The sequence below is a fragment of the Microbacterium sp. ZW T6_19 genome (assembly GCF_044987465.1).
Taxonomy (GTDB): Bacteria; Actinomycetota; Actinomycetes; order Actinomycetales; family Microbacteriaceae; genus Microbacterium; species Microbacterium natoriense_A.
Genome location: NZ_JBJDRH010000010.1, coordinates 113,580 through 135,724 on the forward strand (window position 1 = coordinate 113,580; position 22,145 = coordinate 135,724).

The 22,145-nt window shown below is 68.0% G+C and carries 20 protein-coding genes; 10 read left to right on the top strand and 10 right to left on the bottom strand.

Translation table 11 applies throughout. The annotated features are described in order from the left end of the window. Positions 1 to 37 precede the first annotated feature (37 nt). Both ACI3KT_RS15275 and dxr read left to right on the top strand, forming a co-directional pair. Positions 38 to 1,030, top strand: a complete 993-nt coding sequence (locus ACI3KT_RS15275) for an FKBP-type peptidyl-prolyl cis-trans isomerase (RefSeq protein ID WP_404905348.1) — start codon at positions 38 to 40, stop codon at positions 1,028 to 1,030. A 37-nt stretch (positions 1,031 to 1,067) separates the two neighbouring features. Next, complete coding sequence (dxr, locus tag ACI3KT_RS15280; protein WP_292905719.1) at positions 1,068 to 2,150, top strand: 1-deoxy-D-xylulose-5-phosphate reductoisomerase; 1,083 nt, start codon at positions 1,068 to 1,070, stop codon at positions 2,148 to 2,150. Between the two features lie 91 nt (positions 2,151 to 2,241). Here the strand turns inward: dxr and ACI3KT_RS15285 are convergent, their stop codons facing one another. From ACI3KT_RS15285 to ACI3KT_RS15295, 3 genes are all read right to left on the bottom strand, one after another. Continuing rightward, positions 2,242 to 3,864: a Mur ligase family protein gene (locus tag ACI3KT_RS15285; protein ID WP_404905351.1), complete on the bottom strand. Its 1,623-nt coding sequence runs from the start codon at positions 3,862 to 3,864 to the stop codon at positions 2,242 to 2,244. Between the two features lie 85 nt (positions 3,865 to 3,949). Then, entirely contained in the window at positions 3,950 to 4,603 is a 654-nt protein-coding gene (locus ACI3KT_RS15290) for a YcnI family protein (protein ID WP_307296129.1), read from the bottom strand. Between the two features lie 90 nt (positions 4,604 to 4,693). Continuing rightward, the gene (locus ACI3KT_RS15295) at positions 4,694 to 5,260 is read right to left on the bottom strand and encodes a hypothetical protein (RefSeq protein ID WP_307296130.1); all 567 of its coding nucleotides are present in this window, start codon (positions 5,258 to 5,260) and stop codon (positions 4,694 to 4,696) included. A gap of 57 nt (positions 5,261 to 5,317) precedes the next feature. Here ACI3KT_RS15295 and ACI3KT_RS15300 point away from each other — a divergent pair, with 57 nt between their 5' ends. Further along, entirely contained in the window at positions 5,318 to 6,634 is a 1,317-nt protein-coding gene (locus tag ACI3KT_RS15300) for an RIP metalloprotease (protein ID WP_292905727.1), read from the top strand. Between the two features lie 54 nt (positions 6,635 to 6,688). Here ACI3KT_RS15300 and ACI3KT_RS15305 read toward each other — a convergent pair whose 3' ends face one another. Next, the gene (locus tag ACI3KT_RS15305) at positions 6,689 to 8,575 is read right to left on the bottom strand and encodes a chorismate-binding protein (RefSeq protein ID WP_404905354.1); all 1,887 of its coding nucleotides are present in this window, start codon (positions 8,573 to 8,575) and stop codon (positions 6,689 to 6,691) included. A gap of 222 nt (positions 8,576 to 8,797) precedes the next feature. Here ACI3KT_RS15305 and ispG point away from each other — a divergent pair, with 222 nt between their 5' ends. From ispG to ACI3KT_RS15325, 4 genes are read left to right on the top strand one after another with little or no spacing between them, the layout of a single operon-like run. Further along, the gene (gene ispG / locus ACI3KT_RS15310; protein ID WP_404905357.1) at positions 8,798 to 9,949 is read left to right on the top strand and encodes a flavodoxin-dependent (E)-4-hydroxy-3-methylbut-2-enyl-diphosphate synthase; all 1,152 of its coding nucleotides are present in this window, start codon (positions 8,798 to 8,800) and stop codon (positions 9,947 to 9,949) included. Next, positions 9,946 to 10,554, top strand: a complete 609-nt coding sequence (locus tag ACI3KT_RS15315) for an SIMPL domain-containing protein (protein WP_292905733.1) — start codon at positions 9,946 to 9,948, stop codon at positions 10,552 to 10,554. The genes ispG and ACI3KT_RS15315 overlap by 4 nt, the downstream gene beginning before the upstream one ends. A gap of 28 nt (positions 10,555 to 10,582) precedes the next feature. Beyond that, positions 10,583 to 10,915 carry a nuclear transport factor 2 family protein gene (locus ACI3KT_RS15320; RefSeq protein WP_404905360.1) on the top strand — a complete coding sequence of 111 codons (333 nt, stop codon included), beginning with the start codon at positions 10,583 to 10,585 and terminating at the stop codon, positions 10,913 to 10,915. A 50-nt stretch (positions 10,916 to 10,965) separates the two neighbouring features. Then, positions 10,966 to 11,832 (top strand): hypothetical protein, encoded by an 867-nt coding sequence (locus ACI3KT_RS15325; RefSeq protein ID WP_404905362.1) that lies wholly within the window; start codon positions 10,966 to 10,968, stop codon positions 11,830 to 11,832. A 6-nt stretch (positions 11,833 to 11,838) separates the two neighbouring features. Here ACI3KT_RS15325 and ACI3KT_RS15330 read toward each other — a convergent pair whose 3' ends face one another. The 3 genes from ACI3KT_RS15330 to ACI3KT_RS15340 are packed head-to-tail and all read right to left on the bottom strand — an operon-like array spanning position 11,839 to position 14,592. Further along, positions 11,839 to 12,303: an NUDIX domain-containing protein gene (locus ACI3KT_RS15330; protein ID WP_404905364.1), complete on the bottom strand. Its 465-nt coding sequence runs from the start codon at positions 12,301 to 12,303 to the stop codon at positions 11,839 to 11,841. A gap of 25 nt (positions 12,304 to 12,328) precedes the next feature. Next, positions 12,329 to 13,180, bottom strand: coding sequence for a phosphotransferase (locus ACI3KT_RS15335; RefSeq protein ID WP_404905366.1), 852 nt, complete (start codon positions 13,178 to 13,180; stop codon positions 12,329 to 12,331). Continuing rightward, a complete protein-coding gene (locus ACI3KT_RS15340; RefSeq protein WP_404905368.1) occupies positions 13,177 to 14,592 on the bottom strand; it encodes an RNB domain-containing ribonuclease in 1,416 nt (471 codons plus the stop codon). Before ACI3KT_RS15340 ends, ACI3KT_RS15335 begins: the two co-directional genes overlap by 4 nt. Before the next feature lie 96 nt (positions 14,593 to 14,688). Here ACI3KT_RS15340 and ACI3KT_RS15345 point away from each other — a divergent pair, with 96 nt between their 5' ends. Beyond that, positions 14,689 to 15,570 carry a hypothetical protein gene (locus tag ACI3KT_RS15345; protein ID WP_404905370.1) on the top strand — a complete coding sequence of 294 codons (882 nt, stop codon included), beginning with the start codon at positions 14,689 to 14,691 and terminating at the stop codon, positions 15,568 to 15,570. A gap of 94 nt (positions 15,571 to 15,664) precedes the next feature. On the opposite strand, the gene ACI3KT_RS15350 is transcribed toward ACI3KT_RS15345, so the two are convergent. Further along, on the bottom strand, positions 15,665 to 17,116 hold the full coding sequence (locus ACI3KT_RS15350) for a DUF222 domain-containing protein (RefSeq protein ID WP_404905372.1): 1,452 nt from the start codon (positions 17,114 to 17,116) through the stop codon (positions 15,665 to 15,667). A gap of 222 nt (positions 17,117 to 17,338) precedes the next feature. Between ACI3KT_RS15350 and ACI3KT_RS15355 the strand changes: the two genes are divergently transcribed. Beyond that, entirely contained in the window at positions 17,339 to 18,109 is a 771-nt protein-coding gene (locus ACI3KT_RS15355; RefSeq protein ID WP_307296163.1) for an isocitrate lyase/phosphoenolpyruvate mutase family protein, read from the top strand. Between the two features lie 41 nt (positions 18,110 to 18,150). Continuing rightward, complete coding sequence (locus tag ACI3KT_RS15360) at positions 18,151 to 19,908, top strand: proline--tRNA ligase (protein ID WP_404905374.1); 1,758 nt, start codon at positions 18,151 to 18,153, stop codon at positions 19,906 to 19,908. Between the two features lie 48 nt (positions 19,909 to 19,956). Here ACI3KT_RS15360 and ACI3KT_RS15365 read toward each other — a convergent pair whose 3' ends face one another. Together ACI3KT_RS15365 and ACI3KT_RS15370 are read right to left on the bottom strand one after the other, a co-directional pair. After that, positions 19,957 to 20,568, bottom strand: a complete 612-nt coding sequence (locus ACI3KT_RS15365) for a TetR/AcrR family transcriptional regulator (protein WP_404905376.1) — start codon at positions 20,566 to 20,568, stop codon at positions 19,957 to 19,959. A 22-nt stretch (positions 20,569 to 20,590) separates the two neighbouring features. Further along, positions 20,591 to 22,054, bottom strand: coding sequence for an APC family permease (locus ACI3KT_RS15370; protein ID WP_404905378.1), 1,464 nt, complete (start codon positions 22,052 to 22,054; stop codon positions 20,591 to 20,593). Positions 22,055 to 22,145: the final 91 nt, after the last annotated feature.

A 22,145-nucleotide genomic window follows, 5' to 3' on the forward strand; every position in this document is an offset into this window, starting at 1 on the left:
GGGGTGTCTCCCACCAGCGATTCCGAGGTCATTCACCGTGCGCAAGCGTCCGCTTCTCGTCCTGTCAACCGTCGCTGCGGCGACCCTGCTCCTGGCCGGATGCTCCGGCAGCTCGGCGCCCGAATCCTCGGGCACGCCGGAGCCCACGGCGTCGAGCTCCTGCCTCGCCGACCTGCAGCCCGGCACCGGGTCCGACGCGGTGACCGTCGACGGCACGGGGGCCGCCGCCAAGGTCACGGTTCCTGCGGGGACGGAGATCGCGAACGCTGAGCGCTCGGTCGTGGTGAAGGGCGAGGGCGACGACGTCATGCCCGGCGACCTGGTCTCGCTGCGTTACCAGCTCATCGACGCGACCACGAACGAGGTGCTGAGCACTTCGGCGCGCGGACAGGACGGCGTGCTGCCTGCTCTGCTCGCCGTGCAGCAGCCCCAGCAGATGGTGGATCCGACTCAGTCGACCGTCTTCACGGTGGCCGCGGAGTGCCTTCCGATCGGGTCGAGCGTCGTCCTGACGCTCCCGGCGTCGAGTGCTGAGACGCACCCGAGCGTTCTCTACATCGAAACCGTCGCCGAGCTCCCGACCACAGCCTCGGGCAGCGATGTCGACGCGACCAAGGGCATGCCCGAGGTCAAGCTGGACGAATCCGGCTCGCCGACCATCACGATTCCCGACGGAGACGCGCCCACCGAGACGCAGGTCGCGGTTCTCAAGGAGGGCGACGGACCCGTCGTGGCATCCGGCGATCTGGTCACGGTGCAGTATCGCGGTGTGAAGTGGTCGGACGGCACTGAGTTCGACTCCAGCTGGGGCCGCGACGCCGAGCCCGCACAGTTCCAGACCACGAGCGTGGTCACCGGCTTCAAGACCGCGCTCGAGGGTCAGAAGGTCGGCTCGCAGGTGGTCGTCGTCATGCCGCCGAAGGACGGCTATGGCGAGGGTGAGATCAACGACACCGATCTGAAGGGCGAGACCCTCGTGTTCGTCGTGGACATTCTCGGCACGACTCCGATCGAGGTCGCCGCCCAGTAGTCGCGGCGGGGCCGAGGGCGTGTCATAGGCTGGCGGCATGCGTCGCATCATCGTCCTCGGCTCCACCGGCTCTATCGGCACGCAGGCGCTCGACGTCATCCGCGCCAACCCGCGCCGCTTCGAACTCGTCGGCCTCGCCGCGGGCACGAACGCGGAGATGCTCGCCGAACAGGCACAGCAGTTCCGGGTCGAGGACACGGCTCTGGGCGCGGTCGACGCCGAGCAGCTGGTGCGCGACGTCGACGCCGACGTGGTGCTCAACGCCATCACGGGGTCCATCGGCCTCGGGTGCACCCTGGCCGCACTGAAAGCAGGGCGCACGCTCGCTCTCGCCAACAAGGAATCGCTCATCGTCGGAGGCGACCTCGTGCAGGCCGCCGCGGCGCCAGGGCAGATCGTGCCGGTCGACTCCGAGCATTCCGCGCTCGCCCAGGCACTGCGCAGCGGCACGCACGACGAGGTCCGGCGGCTGGTGGTGACGGCATCCGGCGGTCCCTTCCGAGGCCGCACTCGCGCCGAGATGCAGGACATCACCCCACAGGAAGCTCTCGCTCACCCGACCTGGGACATGGGCCGCGTCGTCACCACGAACTCCGCGACCCTCGTGAACAAGGGCCTCGAGGTCATCGAAGCCCACCTGTTGTTCGACATCGACTACGACGACATCGACGTGGTCGTGCACCCGCAGTCGATCGTGCACTCCATGGTCGAGTTCATCGACGGATCGACGATCGCGCAGGCGTCGCCGCCCGACATGCGGCTGCCGATCTCGCTCGGCCTCGATTGGCCGAATCGCGTCGGCGGCGTTGGGCGTCCGCTCGACTGGACGCGGGCCACTTCCTGGACCTTCGAACCGCTGGACGATGCGGCATTCCCCGCCGTCGCGCTGGCGAAGTCGGTCGGCCGAGCGGGCGCGACGTTCCCCGCGGTCTACAACGCGGCCAACGAGCAGGCGGTCGACGCCTTCCACGAGGGGCGGCTGTCATTCCTTGGCATCACCGACACCATCGCCCGTGTGGTGGACGCGCATGAGCCACCGGCCGCCCTGACCGTCGAATCCCTGGGCGAGGCCGAGCTCTGGGCGCGCCGCAAGGCGGATGCGTTGATCGCCGCGTCCTGACCGCGGTGCGGGGCGTTCGTCTCGCTGCGCTCGCTTCACGACCGGCGCGAGGCGTTCCTCTCACCGCCCTCGATCGAGGACAGAGCCGGGCTCAGTCCTCGGGCGGGTACGGGACCGGCCAGTGCGACTCGGGCACCGGCCAGCCTGCGGCCTTCAGCGCTCGGCGGGCGAGCTCGCGCGCGGAGTATGGCGTGCGGACTCCGCGGATGTCGCGGTAGTCCTGATGTCCCGGACCTGCCCACAGGATCGCGTCACCCTCGCCGACCAGGTCGACAGCGGCGATGATCGCCTTCTCCGGGGGAGAGTACTCGTGGATCTCGGCATCCGGTCGTGCTCTGCGCGCGCCCTCGACGAGCGTCGCCCTGATCGAATCGGGGTCCTCGAAGCGCGGGTGGTGATCGGTGACGACTAGGATGTCGCTTCCCTCGACGGCGGTGCGCGCCATGTCGAAGCGCTTGCTGGCATCGCGATCGCCGTCGGCGCCGAAGAGCATGAGCACCCGCCCGGGCGTCACCCGTCGGACCGCGGCGAGAGTCTTCTCGAAGGCATCGGGGGAGTGCCCGAAGTCGACGAACACGGCGGGGCCCGCCTCGCCCGAGACGAGCTGTGTGCGGCCCGGCAGGTAGGCGCGGATGCCGCCATCGCGATCGAGCGCGTCGACGATGCGGTCCCAGGCGTAGCCGCCTTCGAGCAGCATGACGATCGCGAGCGCTGCGTTCGCGGCCATGTGCGGCCCGATCACGGGCACGGTCGTCGTGAGCACTCCTGCGGGCCCGGTCATCGTGAAAGTCGTGCCCGCGGCGCGCTCGTCGTCGATCGTGACGACCCAGTCGGCGCGCGCAGCAGCAGCGCGATCCGCGGCGATCGAGGGGGTTCCGACTGTGACGACGGGGATCTCGGTGCGCTCGACGACGGTGGCACCGGACGGCGAGTCGAGGCAGACGACGCCGCGGCGGGCGCGGTCGGGCCGGAAGAGAGGCAGCTTCGCCTCGAAGTACTCCTCCATGTCGGCGTAGTCGTCGAGATGGTCGTGACTGAGGTTGGTGAAGCCGGCGACATCGAAGAGGATGCCGTCGACGCGATGGCGCGAGAGCGCCTGGGCGCTGACCTCGACCGCCACAGCTTCGACGTCGCGCTCGCGCATGAGGGCCAGCAGTGCATGCATCTCGGACGCTTCGGGCGTGGTGAGACGCGACACGATGACTTCGCCGGCGATGTGCCGTTCGGCAGTCGACGACAGGCCGGTGACGACGCCGATCTGGTCGAGGACACCTTCGAGCAGGTGCGAGACGCTGGTCTTGCCGTTCGTGCCGGTGGTGGCGAACAGCAGGGGAAGGCTGTCGTCGGCGCCGGTGCCGTAGACCCACGCGCTGAGTGCGCCGAGAACGCCACGAGGATCGTCGACCACGATGATCGGGAGTCCGGCCGGCGCGGCGATATCGGCGCCGGCGGCATCGGTGATGATCGCGACCGCGCCCTTCTCCGCAGCGGTCACGGAGAACTCGGCACCATGGCGGTTCACGCCCTGGATCGCGACGAACGCCTCGCCTGCGCGCAGGTCGGCGGTGGCGAGGGTGATCCCCGACAGCGCGATTCCGGTCAGGTCGCCGCGCACATCACGGGCGAATCGTGTGGCGAGTTCGGACAGCTCACGCCGGGGCGGGTTCGCGGGGCGGAGCACGGGAGGCAGGCTCGGTTGTTGTTCAATCGACATGTCCCCTCCATGTTCTCACGGCCACGCGGGATGAACGGATCGGCACGACGTCCGCTCCCGCCACGCGGCGGGAGCGGACGACTGTTCAGGCGCGGCGTCGGTAGGCGAGAACGGAGATCACCAGCGCGGCGAGCCCCGCGGCGAGACCGGTTCCGCCCAGGATCCCGCCCAGAGGGTCGGGAGCGGGGGCGGATTCGGCTGCCGCCGCGTCCGTGCCGCCGTGCCCGCTCTCGTGCCCGTCGCTCTCGGCCGCGGCGACCGTGACGACGGGCGCCGGGTTGTCGAGGTTGTGCGGGTCCTCGCCGTCTTCCGCGAGCTGGGTCCACTCGGTGCTTCCCTCGACGCACGTCTGCACGACGGGGAAGGCGAGCGTCTCGGGGGTGTCCTCATCGAGGCCGATCGACATGCTCACGGCTCCTCGGAGATCGATCGGCACCGGCGTGACCGCGGTATAGGTGACGGCGCTGACCAGGCCGTCGTCTCCTCGCTCGACATCGATGGACCAATCGCTGTCCATGGTGGGCGCGACCGAGGCGAGGCCCTCGGGCATCGTGATCTTCAGCGAGGTCGTCGGCGACGACTCGCAACCGTGCGAGAAGGCGAAGGTGAGCACGCCGTGCTCGCCCGCGGCGATCTCGTCCGGGGTCACGGTGACGTGGGCGCTCGCGGCGAGAGGCGCGGCGATCGCGATGAGAGCGCCGCCGATGAGACCGACGGTGAGCGTGGTGGTGGAACGCATGGTGAAACTCCTTGATTGCAGAGGAAGCGGGCGCGCGGAATGGCGCGAGAACCCGCGGGATGAGCGCCGGCGAGAGCGGGCGCAGTGCGATCAGGAGAGGAGCGGGGGGCCGCGGCGGGAGACGGCGGAGCTGTGCGCCGCGTGGATGAGCGGGTGCCGGTGCGAGACGAGTGCGGCAGGACGGCGGTGATCGGCAGGAACTGTGAGGTCTGAATGCTGCACGAGTGCGAGCATCCACCCGGCGATCATGCGCACCAGGGACTCGCCGTGCCAGAGCAGGGCTGTTGTGGCGACGGCGGCGAGGACGTGCCCCGCGATCATCGCGAGGTCGGGGAGGGCCGCCATCGACACCGGACCGAGCGGGAGCATCCCGTGCTGATGTCCGAGCTCGACCGCCGAGCCGGTCGGTGCTCCGAGCAGTTGGAACACGACGTGGAATGCGGCTTGGCTGATGAGGACTGTGAGCGCCATTCTCGACTTCGACACCCGTGCGCCGATCAGCGCGGCGGCGAGAGGGAGGAGCAGCACGGCTGCAGAGACTACGAGCAGCGGATGCGGAGCTGCTCCGCCGGCGAAGGTGTGCGACACCGCGGCCAGCAATGTCGCCACAGCCGACGCCGAAGCCGCGCGCAGGAGTCGCAGCTGGCGGGTCGTCACGGAACCAGCCTAGGCGGTATGGGCGGATTCCTAGGCTGGGCCCACTAGCGTGGGCGTGTGGAAACACTGCTCTATGTGGGCGGCATCCTGTTCATGCTCATCGGCCTCGGCTTGTCGATCGGCCTGCACGAGGTCGGCCATCTCCTCCCTGCGAAGCTCTTCGGCGTGCGCGTCGGCCAGTACATGATCGGCTTCGGCCCGCGTCTGTGGTCGAAGCGCATCGGCGAGACCGAGTACGGATTCAAACTGCTGCCGCTGGGCGGATTCATCTCGATGTCGGGGATGTACCCGGCATCGAAGACGACGGGCCCCGCGAAGGGGATCTTCCGCACGCTCGTGCAGGATGCCCGCACCGCTAACGACGAGACGATCGCCGATGGCGAGGAGGACCGGGTCTTCTACCGGTTGCCGGTCTGGAAGCGCGTCGTCGTGATGCTCGGCGGCCCGGTCATGAACCTGATCCTGGCGACCGTGATCTTCACGGTGCTCGTCTCGGGCATCGGCGTGCAGCAGGGGACCACGACTATCGCCTCGGTGAGCGAATGCGTGCTCCCGGCAGGTTCCACGGCGACCGAGTGCACGGCCGACGACCCGAAGTCGCCGGCGGCGGAGGCGGGGATCCAGCCGGGTGATGTGCTGGTGTCGATCGACGGTGCCCCGGTGTCGACCTTCGCCGAGGCGACGGCGATCGTGCAGGCGTCGCCGGGGAAGGACCTCGCCGTCGTCGTTGATCGTGACGGCGAGGCGAAGAACCTCACGGTGACGCCGATCGCTGCCGAGCGCAGCATCACCGATGCGGGTGGGCGGCCCGTCGTCGACGACAAGGGCGTGCAGGTCGTGAAGACCGTCGGCTATGTCGGGATGGGCGCTCAGATGGGCTTCGTGCAGCAGCCGCTGACAGCGGGGCCGCAGATGACCGCCGACAGCACGGCGCGCGTCGCCTCGCTGATCGTGAACCTGCCGGTGAAGCTGTGGGACGTCGGCGTCTCACTCGTCACGGGTAGTGAGCGCGATCCCGACGGACCGCTGAGCGTCATCGGCGTGGGACGCCTCGCCGGTGAGGTCGCGGCAACCGACGCTCCGGTCCTGAGCCGATTGTCAGGGCTGCTGGGTCTTCTGGGCTCGCTCAACATCGCGCTGTTCGTCTTCAACATGATCCCGCTGCTGCCGCTCGACGGTGGACACATCATCGTCGCGCTGTGGGACGGCATCAAGCGGGTGTGGGCGAAGATCTTCCGTCGTCCGCCGCCCGCACCCGTGGATGCCACCAAGCTCGTGCCGCTGACCGTCGTCGTGGCGACTGTGCTGATCGCGATGGGCGCCCTTCTGCTGGCCGCCGACCTGTTCAACCCGATCGACATCCTCGGGGGCTGACCGCGCTCCGGTCGTCCAGCACGCCGCAGACGAGTCGAGACATCCCGCCCCAGCTCAGGCGAGTGCGTGGGCGGTGAGCCGTTCGAGGGTGCGGATGCCGTCGCGCGACAGTATCGACTCGAGGTGGCCCTGTATCGAGGCGAAGCGCTCGCCGCGGAGCGAATACACGTCGCCGGTGGCCGCGTCCGCCGAGACCTCCGCGGCGCCGACGGCGGTCGTGCCAGGGGCCACTCGCGCGGTGAATGTGTTGTAGAACCCGATCGACGCGTCCTCGCCGAACACGGGAACCGCTTTCTGCAATCCCTGGTGCGGGGTGTCGAGTGGAGCGAGCTCGATGCCGAGACGGTCAGCGAGGATCTGGTGGCTGAGGCACACGGCGAGGAGGGGAGCGCGGCCGTCGAGCCGGCGCGCGACGACGTCCCGCATCCGTGCGATCCGGGCGTTGTCCTCGTCGCGGGGATCGCCGGGGCCGGGGCCGGCGACCACGAGATCGGCGGCGTCGATCGCAGCATCCGTCACGTCGCTCCACGCCGAGATCGTGACTTCGAGGCCGAGATGGCGCAGCTGATGCGCGAGCATCGTCGTGAACCGGTCTTCGGCATCGACGACGAGGGCGGAGCGGCCTGTGAACGGACCCGTGAAGTCCTCGCCCTGCGGGTTGAGCCAGAAATCGGCCAGCCGGGCGTTGCGCGAGGCGAGAAGCGCCGCGACCGTCTCGTCAGCAGCGAGCGACTGCGGTGGTGCTGTCGGAGCGTCGGCATCGCTGCGTGCATCGGCGTCATGATCACGGTCGACGGCTCCGATGGCGCCCAGCACGCCGGCCGCCTTACCGTGCGTCTCGCTGACCTCGCCGTAGGGATCGGAGTGCCGCACGAGGGTCGCGCCGACCGGGACGCTCAGTGCGCCGTCTCGCAGGTACACGGTGCGGATGAGGATCGGGGCGTCGAGGTCGTGCCCGCCCTCGTCGTTCGGGCTGAACAGAGCGGCGACGCCGGAGTAGTACCCGCGAGGCTTCCGCTCATGCCGACGGATCACGGCGCAGGCGTTCTGCATGGGCGAACCCGTGACGGTCGGGGCGAACATGGTCTCGCGCAGGATGTCGCGTGGATCGAGTCGGCTGCGACCGCGCAGCATGTACTCGGTGTGCGTGAGCCGCGACATCTCCTTGAGATGCGGACCCGTGATGCGACCGCCGTCCGAGCACACGGCGCTCATCATCTTCAGCTCCTCGTCGACGACCATGAAGAGCTCCTCGGTCTCCTTCGTCGAGGAGAGGAACTCGACCAGCGTCTCCTTGGTCGCACCCCCGGCGGGGTGACGGAATGTGCCCGAGATCGGGTTCATCGTGACGACGCCTTCGCGGGCTACGACGTGCGCCTCGGGACTCGCACCCACCGCGATGTGCCCGGGGGTGAAGACGGCGAAGGTCCAGTACGCGCCGCGCTCATGGGTGAGCAGAGCCCGGAACCAGGTGAGCGCGGCTGTGCGGTCGTCGACGTCGATGTTCGCCGTGAAATCACGCCGGATCACGAAGTTGGCTCCTTCGCCACGACCGATCTCGTCGGCGATCACGCGTTCCACGATCGCGGCGTACTCATCGTCGGCGATGTCGAATCCGGCGTCGCGCAGGGGTACGGCATCCGCCGGCAGTGCGTCGAGAAGCGCGGCCGTCGGAAGACGCAGGTGCTCGTCGATGACGATGCAGCGCAAAGGGGCGCCGTCGTCCTGGGCGACGAAGCCGCGCTCGCGCACCTGGCGGTATGGCACGAGGGCGAAGACCTCGTGAGGCGTGCCGCCTGCAGAAAGAGGAATGTCGGCGAGCAGATCGACGTCGACGACGTCTCCGGAGAGCAGTTCGACGGTGTCGGCGCCGTCGCGCGCGATCAGTACGAAGGATGCCCCAGGGTCGGCGCTGAGCTCGGCGAGGCGTGAGAGGGTCATCGATGTCTCCTGTGCGGGGAAGAGGCGCGGCTCAAACGAAAAAACCGCCCCGGAAGGCGGTCTGGATTCGTGGGAACGCGAACACACCGCCTAAGAGGCGGGCCACCAGGTGCGGTTCGCGGACATGTGGTGAAAACTATCACACCGCAAGGGCCCGCCCCCGGCTCGTGACGTGCTGCTGTCATCCAGCCCGCGTGCATCCAGGCGGCGTAGGCTTGAGGCGTGCCAGCAGTGAACCTTGGGATGCCGAAGATCCCCGAAGTCCTCGCCCCTCGTCGCAAGTCCCGTCAGATCAAGGTGGGCAAGGTGCTCGTCGGGGGAGACGCTCCCGTGAGCGTGCAGTCGATGACAACGACGAAGACGACGGACATCAACGGCACCCTCCAGCAGATCGCCGAGCTCACGGCATCGGGGTGCGAGATCGTGCGCGTGGCGGTACCGCATCAGGACGATGCGGACGCGCTCAAGATCATCGCGATGAAGAGCCAGATCCCCGTGATCGCCGATATCCACTTCCAGCCGCGGTACATCTACACGGCGATTGATGCCGGATGCGGCGCGGTACGCGTGAACCCCGGCAACATCCGCGAGTTCGACGGCAACGTCGGCAAGATCGCAGAGGCAGCGAAGGCGGCGGGCGTCTCGCTCCGCATCGGTGTGAACGCGGGTTCCCTGGACAAGAGGATCCTGCAGAAGTACGGCAAGGCCACGGCTGAGGCGCTCGTCGAGAGCGCCGTGTGGGAAGCCTCCCTGTTCGAGGAGCACGACTTCCACGACTTCAAGATCTCGGTCAAGCACAACGACCCGATCGTCATGGTCAAGGCGTATCGCCAGCTCGCCGAGCGGGGCGACTGGCCCCTGCACCTCGGCGTCACCGAGGCCGGCCCCGCGTTCCAGGGCACGATCAAGAGCGCCACGGCTTTCGGCATTCTGCTGGGCGAGGGAATCGGCGACACCATCCGCGTCTCGCTCTCGGCTCCGCCCGCTGAAGAGGTCAAGGTCGGCCACCAGATCCTGCAGTCTCTGAACCTTCGCGAGCGCAAGCTCGAAATCGTGTCGTGCCCGTCGTGCGGTCGCGCGCAGGTCGACGTGTACACGCTCGCGGAAGACGTCACCGAGGGCCTCAAGGACATGACCGTCCCGCTGCGGGTCGCGGTGATGGGTTGCGTCGTGAACGGACCCGGCGAGGCGCGCGAAGCCGACCTCGGCGTGGCATCGGGCAACGGCAAGGGCCAGATCTTCGTCAAGGGCGAGGTGATCAAGACGGTGCCGGAGGCCGACATCGTCGCCACTTTGATCGAAGAGGCGAATCGAATCGCCGCAGAGCTCGGGCCGGATGCTCCACTCGGCACTGCACAGGTCGTCACTGCATGACGACGATCACGGTCGACGGACTCGGCGAGCGTCACATCGTCGCAGAGCGGGCGACTCTGACCGCCAGGGTGGCGATCGCGCACGCGAAGCGCGATCGGTCTATGGAACTCGGAGCCGCCGTGCACGCGCAGATCGCACAGCGCGCGGCAGCCCTGCGAGGTACCGGCGCCGCCACGTGGCATTCGATCGATGTGCTGACGACGAACGTCCGCGTCTGGACCGACAAGGACGGCAACAAGCATCAGGATCACGTCACGAGCGGGACCGTCCGCATCAAGCTCGCGCGACTCGATCTCGTGGCCGAGGTCGTCGCGGACCTGAGCGCGATCGGCGCCACGATATCGACCGACTGGGCACTCACCGATGCGACGCGGTCGCGGACGACTCGCGAGCTGCGTATCGTCGCGGTTCAGGATGCTCGGGCGAAGGCAGACGATTTCGCCTCCGCTCTCAGCACATCCGTGAGCAGGATTGTCACGCTGCGTGAGACGGGCGGTCACGGCATGCCGGCCGCCCGCGGTGCGGCCGGAGGCGCACGGGACGAGCTGACGATTCCCGAGATCACGGTGCGCGTCGCCGTGGTCGGTGAGTTCGAGACGGCCTGAGCGCCGCCGAGATGATGAGGAGACGATGATGTCCGCACCCGTACTTCCCACGCCCGTCCAGGCCATGGTCGATGCCATCAACACGGCCGACACCGAGGCGTTCGTCGCGGCGTTCGCTCCCGACGGTTTCGTGAGCGACTGGGGCACGGTCAAATCAGGTCCCGACGGAGTCCGCTCCTGGGCCGTCAGCGACGCCATCGGCGCCGGTGCGCGGATGACCGTGCTGTCCTCCGAGACGGACGGCGACACGACGCACGTGCGATTCGGCTGGTCGAGCCGCGTCTTCAACGGCGAGTCCGACGGCATCTTCGTCGTCGAAGGCGACAAGGTCGCAAGCTTCACCATCCCGCCTGCGCACTGAGCGCGGTCATCTGTTCGCCGACACCCGTTCGTGTTCTGTCTAGGAGCTGCATGCCTTCGTCCACTCTCGTGACCTTCGCTGCCGGTGCCCTCGAGGGCAGCGGCAGCGTCCTCCATGTCGTCCCTGGCGACGGGGCAAGCGTGATCGTCGTCGACGCGACACCGTTCCACCCCGTCGATCACACCTGGCCCGATCAGCCCGGTGACGCAGGAACGATCTCGAGCGACGACGCGAGCGTGGAGATCACGGAAGCCGTGATGGCCGCGATCAGCGACGAGGGAGAGTTCTCCGTCGGTGCCGACATCCCCGTAAAACGCGGAGCCGAGGGGTGGACATGGCTCGTCGGACATCGTCTGGCCGGTGATGCACCCGAATGGCTCGTTCCCGGCCTCTCAGTCGGCCTGTCGGTCGGTGCCGCCCGCCGCGCGGCTCTCAGCCGTGGACACACTGCGTGTCACCTCGCGTCGCTGGCCCTTGACCTCGCACTCGCGGACCTGTGGCGCAAGGATCCTGGGGTGGACGCTCTCGGCTACCCCGATTTCGAGGGACGTGCCAACCAGACCAGCCGCATCCACGAAGACGGATCGGTCGACGAGTACCGGCTCGGCAAGAGTCTGCGCCGGGCGGGGTTCGACACGGAGACCTTCGCAGCCACGCTCTCCGAGCGAGAGGCATCCGTCAACGCGCAGCTCGCCGTCTGGGTTGCTTCGGGTGCGATCAGCAGCATCGTCACCGATGGGCCGACGATCGTGGACCGCCGCACCTGGGTGTGTGAACTGCCCGATGGCAAAGCCGAGATCCTGTGCGGCGGCACCCATGTGTCGTCTCTGACGGAGTTCGCATCCATCTCCATCATGCTCGACCTGAGCGACCCTCAGCTGCTGGTGATGACCACGACAGCGGTGCCTGCGGCCTGAGGCGCGTCAGCGCTCGGTTCGGTCTGCATCGTCCAGAATGCGGTCGACCCAGACCTCGCGCGGGAGAGTCGCGATCTCGTCTCTTGTGAACCAACGGGCTTCGGACAGCTCGTCATCCGTGAACGTGAACCGGGATCCGCGCGGAACCGCACAGAGAAATGCGATGGTGATGTAGCTCACCCGATCGCCGTTCGGATAGGCGAAGACGAAGTCCTCCCCGCCGTAGGCGCCGACGATCGAGCCGACCTGCGGTGCAAGCCCGATCTCCTCGAGGACTTCCCGGGCGACCGCGTCGGCCGGCTCCTCTCCGGGTTCGATCGCGCCACCGATCGTGCCCCAGACACTCGCCCCTCGGTGCTTGGCTAGAAGGTAGCGATGACCGTCACGGATCACCGCTGTCACTGCGGGGAGCAGCAGAAGGTCGTGCCCGACGTGAGCGCGAAGCCCTGTGACATACGGCGAGACGGTCATGCTGCCGAGCCTATGTCGCACGACCTCAGATGGATCGCAGCGCCTCGCGAAGCATCCGATGGCCCTGGGCTTCGAAGTCGGGGTCGCCGATCCGGAAGGCATAGGCGGCGGTGCCGACCGCTTCGCGAAGCTGCTCGATCGGCCAGAGCAGATCTTCGCGAGGATCGGATCCATACCCTTCGGCGAATGCGTCTGCGAGATCTGCCCGGTCGCGCCACTGCTGAGCGGCCAGACGGCAGAGGTCGGTGGACGCAGGGCGATAGGCGAAGCGTCCGAAGTCGATGACGCGCAACCCGCCCCGATCGACGAGCCAGTTCCTCGGCTGCCAGTCCCCATGCGTCGGGACCACTCGCACTGCGCCTCCATGCCTCTCGGCGAGGAGCCTGCGCACGGCGTTCTCGACCGCCCGTTCGATGCGGTGCGGGCCGTCGAGCCAGGCGAGTGTGCGGTCGGTGACCCGGCGCTCGTAGTCGGGGTCGAGGCGCCCTGCTCCGGCGTGGAACAGCGCGAGAGCCGCGCCGGCCTGCCGGTGGATGTCGGGATCGAACTCGAATGCCGATCCCGCCGCGAGCACGCCGGGCAGGTGGTCGAGGACGATGACGCGCGCATCCCGGTCGGCGTGCCGCAGAGGGGCAGCGAGACCGCGGTCGATCAAGAGTGAAGTGGCTCCTTCGTGCGCGTCGATCTCACGACCCAGATGATGGTTGCCGGGGCCGCCGGCTTTGACGATGAGATCGGCGCCCCGGGCACGCACATGCAGCACGGTGGAGTCGACGATGCCCCACGACAGGTCGTCGACGAGCTCTGGCTCGAGAAGCCATCCACGGACGAGTTCTGCCTGCCCGGCGGTGAGCAGGTCGCGATCCCACCGGGTCACGGGACGAGCTCGATCTTCCCCTCGGCGATGTCCACGCTCCGGACCGAGAGGCGGACGACGCTGCCTGCGGCCGTGCCGGCCGGGATGGGAGCGGATGCCGTCACCGCCGGCTCGGCGATCTGCACCGTGGCCCGGTCGTCGCGCACCGCGATCACGGTGGCGTCGATGGTCGTGCCGACGAAGGGGGTGAGGAGCGCCGCCTCGACGCAGTTGATCGTCGCCGAGTCCAGTTTCGATGCACGCTGTGCGGACTCCTGCATCAGCGCAGGCAGCTCGTTCAGCGATTCGCGGACCCAGTCGGGGATCTCTTCTCCGCGGGAGATCGCGAGGCAGATCGTCAGAGACCACCGGTCGACCAGCCGACGCAGGGGAGCGGTCGTGTGCGCGTAGGGTGCGCCGATCGCGGCCTGCATCGCGTCGGCCGGCGCTGTGCCGTCGAAGACGACATAGCCGGCTCCGCGGAACAGGGATGCCGCGGCTTCGAGGATCGGAAGTGTGAGCGGGTCCGCGCGGTCGAGCTCGCGCAGGTAATCGCCGTATCGACCGGTCGTCCACGGACGTCCGAGCGCGGCGGTCTGATGACGGAAGGCGTCGAATGACTTCTCGTCGGGCTGCGGCATCGTGCGCAGCACGCCGATCTTCGCGTCGAGCATGAGCGAGGCGGCGGCCATGCCGGTCATCAACGACAGCTGCGCGTTCCAGTCCTCGACCGGGAGCGGCTGGCGTCGCTCGATCGCGTATGCGCCGTCGGGCGCGCGAACGACCTCCTCGTCGGGCAGATTCAGGCTGGCCCCTCCTCGCGACTTCTCCTGTTCGATCCGCAGTGCTCCGATCACGGGGAGCAGCGTCACAGCACCGTCTTCGCCACGATCGAGGGACTCCTGAGCGCTCACGTAGTCCAACTGCTCGCGCGAGCGGATCAGTGCGCGTTCCAGGCGAAAGGTGGTCACCGCGCCGGCGGAGTCGAGCGAGAACGTCCAGACGAACGCCGGCCGGTCGACGCCCGGCAGCAGCGACGCGCGGTCCTCGCTCAGGACTGTCGGGTGCAGCGGAATCGTCCCGTCGGCGGCGTACAGCGTCTGACCGCGTCGGCGCGCCTCGGCATCCACTGCTCCGCCGGGAGCGACGAATGATGGCACATCTGCGATCGCGTAGCGAACGGTGTAACCGTCACCGTCTCGTTCGAGGTGGAATGCCTGATCGAGGTCTCGCGAGCCTTCAGGATCGAGAGTGGCGAAGGCGATGTCGCGCAGGTCGAGTTCGGGCTGGCTCGCCGTGGCCTGCTCGGCTTCGGCCAGCACAGCGGTGGGGAACTCGACGGGGGCGTCCAGGTTCACGCGCAAGCCGGAGAGGGCTGCGGCCAGCTCGGTCTGCGCGGCGGACGGGGCGACATGGGATCGACGCTGGGGCATGCCCCCACCCTAAGCCGATCCGCATGACGGGCCGACGTCCCGGGCGGCGGACACCGCGATCCCGCAGCAGTACGCGGTCGCAGTAGGCTTCGGGTCATGTCCGCCGGAGAAGGCAGCGCAGCGAAGTCGTACACGCGCGCCCGCAGGCAGGCGATCGTCACAGGGCTCGTCGGTCTGATCGGGATGAGCATCGGCACGCTGATCGTGACTGGGCTGATGGGCGGCTTCTCGCTGGCCTCGCTGGTGCCGCAGCCGGAGGTGTTGATCTGGGCCGCGGTGGTGGTGCTTCTTCTGCCGTACGTGGGCAAAAGCGATGCACGGCTCGCTTTGGCGGCCGTCGCTGCGGCGCTTCTGATCGCCGCGGCGACGGCGGTCGTGCAGATCGGTGGACCGGCCGGCGGCGTAGTGCTCTTCATCGTTGCGGGCTGGAAGGCTTTGACGCTGTGCTGCGCAGCTGTGCTGGGCTCGATCGCCGGAGTGATTCATGTGCGTCGTCCCGCAAAGGAAGTGCTGGTACCGGCGGCCGGGCGACAGGGAGTTGCAGATTCGACGGCGACGGGCGGTGGGACCGACCCAGCGGATGATGGCGGAAGACGGCGGCGAGAGCAGCGAGTCGCGCCTGCGATTCTGTTCTGCCTCGTGGTGGGGGTCGCTCTCTTCTTCGCGTTGCCGGTGGGCTGGTTCGGTGTGTACTTCTCGATCTGGGATGTCGCGGAGCCGCCGACGACGGAAGAGGTCGCGCGCTACGAGTGGACGGCCGGGCTGGCTATCGCCGCGCTGGCGCTGGCCATGGCACTGGCGATCGTGCGCCGACGGCGGGGGCTCATCATCACGTCCGCGGTCGTGCTCGTCTGCACGATCATCGCGGCGTTCGTCTTCCAAGTGCCCGAAGGCCGCTTCATTCCAGACCCGGCACCGGTCGTCCATGACGATCATCCCGTCTGCTACGGAACGACGGGCGATTGCCCCGGGGGCTGAACGTCACCAGGCTGCAGGCATTCACCGGGGTCTTTTCGTCATAGCCGCCGGGCCGCTCGGATCGCGCACCCCACCTGCGACGGGCGCGTGGTCATCAGAAGGGCGGGGTGCTGTCGTCTGCGACGACCGTGTTCGGGGGTGGTGGGTGGTCGAGGTAGACCCGTCCTGTGGGGCTGGTCCAGGCGAAGGTCCCTTCGTGGAGTTGTTCGACGGTCCAGGGGGTCTGGTGTTTGGCGACGTGGTGGCGGCGGCAGAGGTTTCCGAGGTTGTCGGCCCAGGTCGGGCCGCCGGTCGCGGCATCCTTCGTGTGGTCGATGTCGCATTCTCGGGCGGGATGTCCGCAGCCGGGGAATCGGCAGCGTTGATCTCTGGCCAGCAGCCATCGTTTCAGGTCGGCAGAGGGTCGGTACCGGTCTACCGCGGTCACGGCGCCGGTGGTCGGGTGGGTTAACACCCGATCCCATCCGGATGCGGCTGCGGCCAGGCGGCGGGCGGTGGCCGCGTCGATCGTCGTGCGGCCGTTCAGTTCCGCGGGAGTCGCGCCGGTACCGGAGAGGGTAGCGGCGGGGACGGTGATGGTGACCGTCCCGCGGATGTCAGCGAGCAGCCCATCGGGGTCGTGCCCGGCCGGAGTGCCGGAGAGGAGCAGGTCGAGGGCGAGGTCGCATCGGACTTCGTCCAGGCAGCGGGTGTCGCCGGCTGGACGGTCTGGGTTGGTGAGGAGGGTGAGGCCGAGGGCGGTGAGCCGGTCGTGCGCCCCGTGGATGAGCGCGGCGGGGCCGAAGATGCCCAGCATGGCCATCCCGTCGGGGCGGTCCGATGCCCAGACCCGCCGACGCTGTCGGGCGTCACGGTGGCGGGCGTCGAGAGGACGCGGCTGGAAGCGCTCGGCGACCCGCCGGCCCATCCGGGAGACCCTGTTCGGGGAGGTGGTCTCCGCGAATCCGATCATCTGTTCCGCGTAGACAGCACGCGACCCCTGGTCATCCAGGTACGCGCCCGCGTCTATGATCGCCCGGGTGTGGGCGGCGCTGATCCGTCCCGCGCCCTGCGCCCGCCACACCTGAGGGAACTCCGACACGACCGCGGCCGCCTCGCCCATCCGGTGTTGCACGGTCCGGTCGCTGACCCGAAGCGCGGCTGCGAGCTCTGCCGCGACCGCTCGCCCCGCCAGCTCCACTGCCTCCGCTGCGGCTGACCCCGGCAGGGCCGAGTCTTTCGCCGAAGCGCCCGTGGCGGAAGCGGCCGTGGTCGAGGCGTCCGTGGCCGAGGTATCCATGGCCGAGGCGGAACCTGCGACGGCGGAGGAAGCGGCGGACATGTTCGTCGACGATGCGCCGGTGCTGTGCACGCCGGTCGCGTCGCCCGCGCAGATGGCGGCGACTGCATCCTCTCCGATCTCCACCGCGAGCCGAGACCCCAACGCCAGTAGACCGTCCTTGACCGCGAGGAGCTGGCTGATCGTCCGGTCGACATCGACGAGCATCCCGGTGACCGCGCCCAACGCGCCCACCTGCTCCTCGCTCATCTCGACCAGAACCTTCATACCCTCATCATGCTCGGGGCCACCGACATTCATCGCCCAGATCAGAGTCCAAAACGCACCCGAAGATCACGGGGTCGCAACCAACCGAAACCCACCCGTTTCATCTCGCTGTGCTCGCTCAACGACCAACACGGGATCTACCCCGTTTCGATCACTGCGCCGCTCGACGACCAAGACAGAAACTCACGCCTGGTTCCCGCAGAAGTGACTAGCGTGGAGGGCATGACCACCGCAGCCAAAGCTCAGACCCTCATCGACCTCTACGACGCCCCCGAGATCCTTCGGGTCGTCAACGTGTGGGACGTCGTCGGCGCCCGCGCCGTCGCAGCGCTGCCCGAGACCAAGGCGATCGCGACCGCCGGGCACGGCATCGCGGCGTCCTTCGGCTACGACGACGGGAGCACACCTCGCGACGTCATGATCGATATGGTCGGGCGGATCGCAGCAGCGGTCCGGGTTCCCGTCACAGCCGATCTGGATGACGGCTACGGCGACGCGGGGGAGACCACCCGCCTCGCGATCGCAGCCGGAGTCGTCGGCGCGAACGTCGAAGACCGGCTGAAGCCGCTCGCCGAATCCGTCGCAGCGGTCGAGGCGATCATCAAGGCTGCAGAGGCTGAAGGCGTGCCCTTCGCGCTCAACGCGCGCACCGATGCCTTCGTCCGCGGGGGCGGCCGTCCCGTCGAGGAGAGCGTCGCCGACGCGATCCAGCGCGGACGGGCGTTCCTCGACGCGGGCGCCACCGCCGTCTTCGTTCCGGGAATCCTCGATGCGAACATCACCCGGCAGCTCGTGGAGGGCATCGGCGAGCGCAAGGTGAGCGTGATCGGTCTTCCTGGCGCCCTCACGGCCGCAGCGTATGAGGCGCTCGGCGTGGCTCGCATCTCGTACGGCCCTCTTCCTCAGCGCGTCGCGCTGACCGCCCTGCAGGAGCTCGCCTCCGACCTGTACGGAACAGGTGCGATTCCGGCTGGCCTTCCCGCCCTGAACTGACGACGAGAAATCGAGTGACCACGGGCAACTAGAATCGTCCCGTGGTCACTCGTCTTTCGAACTTCTTCCTCCGCACGCTCCGCGAAGACCCGGCAGGCGCCGAGGTCGCCAGCCACAGGCTGCTGATCCGCGCCGGTTACATCCGACCGCAGGCGGCAGGCATCTTCGCCTGGCTGCCGCTGGGGCTGCGCGTGAAGGCGAAGATCGAGGCCGTCATCCGTGAGGAGATGGCCGCGGCAGGTGCGCAGGAGGTGCACTTCCCGGCCCTCATGCCACGCGAGGCATACGAGGCGACGGGGCGCTGGGACGAGTACGGCGATCTGCTCTTCCGTCTGCAGGACCGCAAGGGCGGCGACTACCTTCTCGCGCCCACGCACGAAGAGGCCTTCACGATGCTCGTGAAGGACCTGTACTCCTCGTACAAGGACCTGCCCCTGACGATCTATCAGATCCAGGACAAGTACCGCGATGAGGCGCGTCCTCGTGCAGGTCTGCTCCGCGGACGCGAATTCACGATGAAGGACGCGTACTCGTTCGACGCGTCGGATGCAGGGCTCGACGCCAGCTATCAGGCGCAGCGCGATGCCTACGAGCGCATCTTCCAGCGGCTCGGCCTGGAGTACGCGATCGTGCAGGCGGATGCCGGCGCGATGGGCGGTTCGCGCAGCGAGGAGTTCCTGCACCCCACGCCGGTCGGCGAAGACACCTTCGTGCGCAGCGCGGGCGGATACGCCGCCAACGTCGAGGCTTTCACGACCGCGGTGCCTGCAGCGATCCCGTTCGACGCCGATGCGGCACCCATGATCTTCGACTCGCCGAACACGCCCACGATCGACACCCTGGTTGCGCACTGCAACGCGAACCTCGACGGCGACTACACCGCGGCGGACACGTTGAAGAACGTCGTTCTCGCCCTGACGCACCTCGACGGCACCCGCGAACTCGTGATCGTCGGCATCCCCGGTGATCGCGACGTCGACGAGAAGCGCGCAGAGGTGGCATTTGCGCCCGCAGAGGTGGAGACCGCGACTGCGGACGACTTCGAGAAGAATCCGTTGCTGGTCAAGGGCTACATCGGTCCCTGGTCGCCGACCGGGGCCGTGCTCGGCGAAGAGTCTGCCACCGGCATCCGGTACCTGGTCGACCCGCGTGTGAGCGAGGGCACGAGCTGGATCACCGGCGCGAACATGGATCAGAAGCACGCCCACTCGGTCGTCGCGGGTCGCGACTTCGCCGCCGACGGGATCATCGAGATCGCGAACGTCCGCGAGGGCGATCCTGCTCCGGACGGCTCCGGCCCGGTCGAGCTCGCCCGCGGCATGGAGATCGGCCACGTCTTCCAGCTCGGACGCAAGTACGCCGAGGCCCTGGGGCTCAAAGTCCTCGACGAGAACGGCAAGCTCGTCACCGTCACGATGGGTTCGTACGGCATCGGCGTCACGCGCATCCTCGCGATCATCGCCGAACTGAACAACGACGACAAGGGGCTCATCTGGCCGGCCTCGGTCGCCCCGTTCGATGTGCAGGTCGTCGCGGCCGGCCGCGATCAAGTCGCCTTCGACGTCGCCTCGGACATCTCCGCCCAGCTCGAAGCGGCCGGACTCGACGTGCTCTACGACGACCGCCCCAAGGTCTCGCCCGGGGTCAAGTTCGGCGACGCCGAGCTCGTGGGTGTGCCGAAGATCGTCATCGTCGGGCGTGGTGCCGCCGACGGCCAGGTCGAGCTGTGGGATCGAGCCACCGGCGAACGTGACGCGCTCTCGTCCGCCGAGGCGATCGCCCGCCTGACCGTCCGCTGAGTCGCGAGGAGCCGCACCGTCCGGAGAGGGCGGTGCGGCTCTCGTGCATCATGGCGAAGCCTGGAGGTCCAGCTCGCAGGCCAGTGCGGTCCGCGCATAGGACAGGATGTTGGCCCGATATGTGGCCGCGCCGTGCTCCAGACCGATCAGTGGATAGAGGTCGTAGGCGTCTTCGAGGGCGACGATGTTGCGTGCGATCACCGTCAGGTCGGCCGTCGGCCGGAAGACGCCGATGGCCGCACCGATCTCGATCGTCGAACGGAAGAGTGCCACCTGCCGCTCCACGATCGATCGGTGCAGCGGACGGTACTCGGGCTGTTCGCGCAGGAGCGGGATGCTCTCGTAAGCCATCCGGAGGTGATCGCTGATCTCATCAGGAACGCCCGCAACGATGAGTGCGACCAGACGCTTCGCAGGATCGGGCTCGGATTCGGCGATCATCCGACGCTTCTCGTACATCTCCTCGAGCACGCCCTCGACCGTCGCGAACATCAGATCGTCGAACGTCGGGAAGTAATACAGGACGCTCCCCGTGCTCACAGAGGCCTCGGCCGCGACCGCCCTCACGTTCGTGCGTGTGAGCCCGCTGCGCCCGGCCACCCTTCTGGTCGCCGAGATCAGTTCGGCACGACGAGCTGCGCGCCCTCTCTGCTCGACCACGTAGCCCTCCCGATGCCCGGCCTCACTCGTCGTCCGGCACGAGCGTGGTGAGTTCAGCATAGTGCGCGGGATTACGCCGCTTGAGCACCAGTCCGGCCACGATGCCGGCTGCGAACAGCACCGGGGTCGGCGCCAGGAGGGTGACGTTCACGGGCCCCGTGAGGCCCGTGACGAGGTCGAAGTTCATGGCGATCAGCACCCAGCCGACGATGAGTCCGACGGCGCCGAGCGCGGGCGCGAAGATCACTCGCCACCAGTTGTGTCCTCGCCGGTCGCGCAGGAAGAACCCGACGACCGCGACCGCTGTCACGGCCTGCGCGAAGACGAGACCCGCGACGCCCACGGAGTACACGGGCAGTGCGAATCCGAGGAACGGATCGGAGTCCGTGATCAGGGTCGCAGCGATGGCGGCGAGTGAGATCAGCGACATGACAAGGCTCGCATGATGGGGAGCCTGCGAGCTCGGCTGCGTCTGAGCGAGCCACGACGGAAGCAGACGCTCACGTCCGACCGAGAACAGGTACCTGGAACTGGCATTGTGGAAGGCAAGCAGGCAGGCGAAGAAGCTCGTCACGATGAGTATGCGCATGGTGATCGAAGCCCAGACGCCCAGGTACTGGCCGCCTGCGTGGAACACCATGTCCTGGAAGTCGTCCTGCAGCGCCAGCGTGACCACTCCGTCGATACCGAAAGCGACGGTGAGCACCCAGAAAGTGAATGCGTAGAACACCGCCAGGAATGCGATAGCGATGTATGTTGCGGCCGGCACGGTTCGACGCGGATCCTTCGCCTCTTCGGTGTAGATCGCCGTGCTCTCAAAACCCAGATAGGCGCCGAAGCCGAATACGAACAGCGCGCCGCTTCCCGCCGCGAAGAACACGTTCTCAGGGGCGAACGACGCGAAGGAGATCGGCTCCGGTCCGCCCTGCGCCAGCACGGCGATCGCGAGGATGAGCAGGATGGCGACCTCCGCAGTCAGCAGCACGGCGAGTACCTTGGCGCCGACGTCGATCTTGCGATAACCCAGAACGCCGACGATCACCAGCGCCACGACGGCGTATACAGTCCAAGGAAGCTCGACACCGAACAAGGCGGCGAAGGTCATCTCGCCGAAGAAGCCGACGAAGCCGTAGAAGCAGATGCAGAGCGCCGCGTACGAGAAGATCGTGACGAACACGATGCCGATGCCCACGGGCTTCCCCAAACCGCGCGCACCGTACACGTAGAAGGCGCCGGTGTTCCGCACGTAGCGGGACATCGCCGTGAATCCGAACGCGAACAGGATCAGCACCACGCCGCATGCGAGCATCGCGCCGGGTCCGCCTATCCCCGCCAAGCGGAAGCCGGTGGACGCGGCACTCGCCACCACTGTCAGCGGCGCGGCCGCCGAGACCACGAAGAACACGATCGCCCATACGCCGAGTCTGCGTTGAGCGAGTGTGGTGGAGGTCGTCACGGGGGAGGAAGAGGGGTTCTGCTGAGACATCTGCGGGCTCCGCGATCTCGAGAGGTGAGAGGCTGCCCCTGCAGGTCAACCTGAACAGAGAGTCAAAAGGACTCATGTCCAGAAGTCAAGC

What these genes read in the sequence shown, in the direction of transcription:
- dxr (WP_292905719.1), top strand. Translation starts at nt 1,068, where the DNA reads ATGCGTCGCATCATCGTCCTCGGCTCCACCGGCTCTATCGGCACGCAG.
- ACI3KT_RS15285 (WP_404905351.1), bottom strand. Translation starts at nt 3,864, where the DNA reads ATGTCGATTGAACAACAACCGAGCCTGCCTCCCGTGCTCCGCCCCGCG.
- ACI3KT_RS15290 (WP_307296129.1), bottom strand. Translation starts at nt 4,603, where the DNA reads ATGCGTTCCACCACCACGCTCACCGTCGGTCTCATCGGCGGCGCTCTC.
- ACI3KT_RS15305 (WP_404905354.1), bottom strand. Translation starts at nt 8,575, where the DNA reads ATGACCCTCTCACGCCTCGCCGAGCTCAGCGCCGACCCTGGGGCATCC.
- ACI3KT_RS15315 (WP_292905733.1), top strand. Translation starts at nt 9,946, where the DNA reads ATGACGACGATCACGGTCGACGGACTCGGCGAGCGTCACATCGTCGCA.
- ACI3KT_RS15320 (WP_404905360.1), top strand. Translation starts at nt 10,583, where the DNA reads ATGTCCGCACCCGTACTTCCCACGCCCGTCCAGGCCATGGTCGATGCC.
- ACI3KT_RS15325 (WP_404905362.1), top strand. Translation starts at nt 10,966, where the DNA reads ATGCCTTCGTCCACTCTCGTGACCTTCGCTGCCGGTGCCCTCGAGGGC.
- ACI3KT_RS15330 (WP_404905364.1), bottom strand. Translation starts at nt 12,303, where the DNA reads ATGACCGTCTCGCCGTATGTCACAGGGCTTCGCGCTCACGTCGGGCAC.
- ACI3KT_RS15340 (WP_404905368.1), bottom strand. Translation starts at nt 14,592, where the DNA reads ATGCCCCAGCGTCGATCCCATGTCGCCCCGTCCGCCGCGCAGACCGAG.
- ACI3KT_RS15345 (WP_404905370.1), top strand. Translation starts at nt 14,689, where the DNA reads ATGTCCGCCGGAGAAGGCAGCGCAGCGAAGTCGTACACGCGCGCCCGC.
- ACI3KT_RS15350 (WP_404905372.1), bottom strand. Translation starts at nt 17,116, where the DNA reads ATGAAGGTTCTGGTCGAGATGAGCGAGGAGCAGGTGGGCGCGTTGGGC.
- ACI3KT_RS15355 (WP_307296163.1), top strand. Translation starts at nt 17,339, where the DNA reads ATGACCACCGCAGCCAAAGCTCAGACCCTCATCGACCTCTACGACGCC.
- ACI3KT_RS15370 (WP_404905378.1), bottom strand. Translation starts at nt 22,054, where the DNA reads ATGTCTCAGCAGAACCCCTCTTCCTCCCCCGTGACGACCTCCACCACA.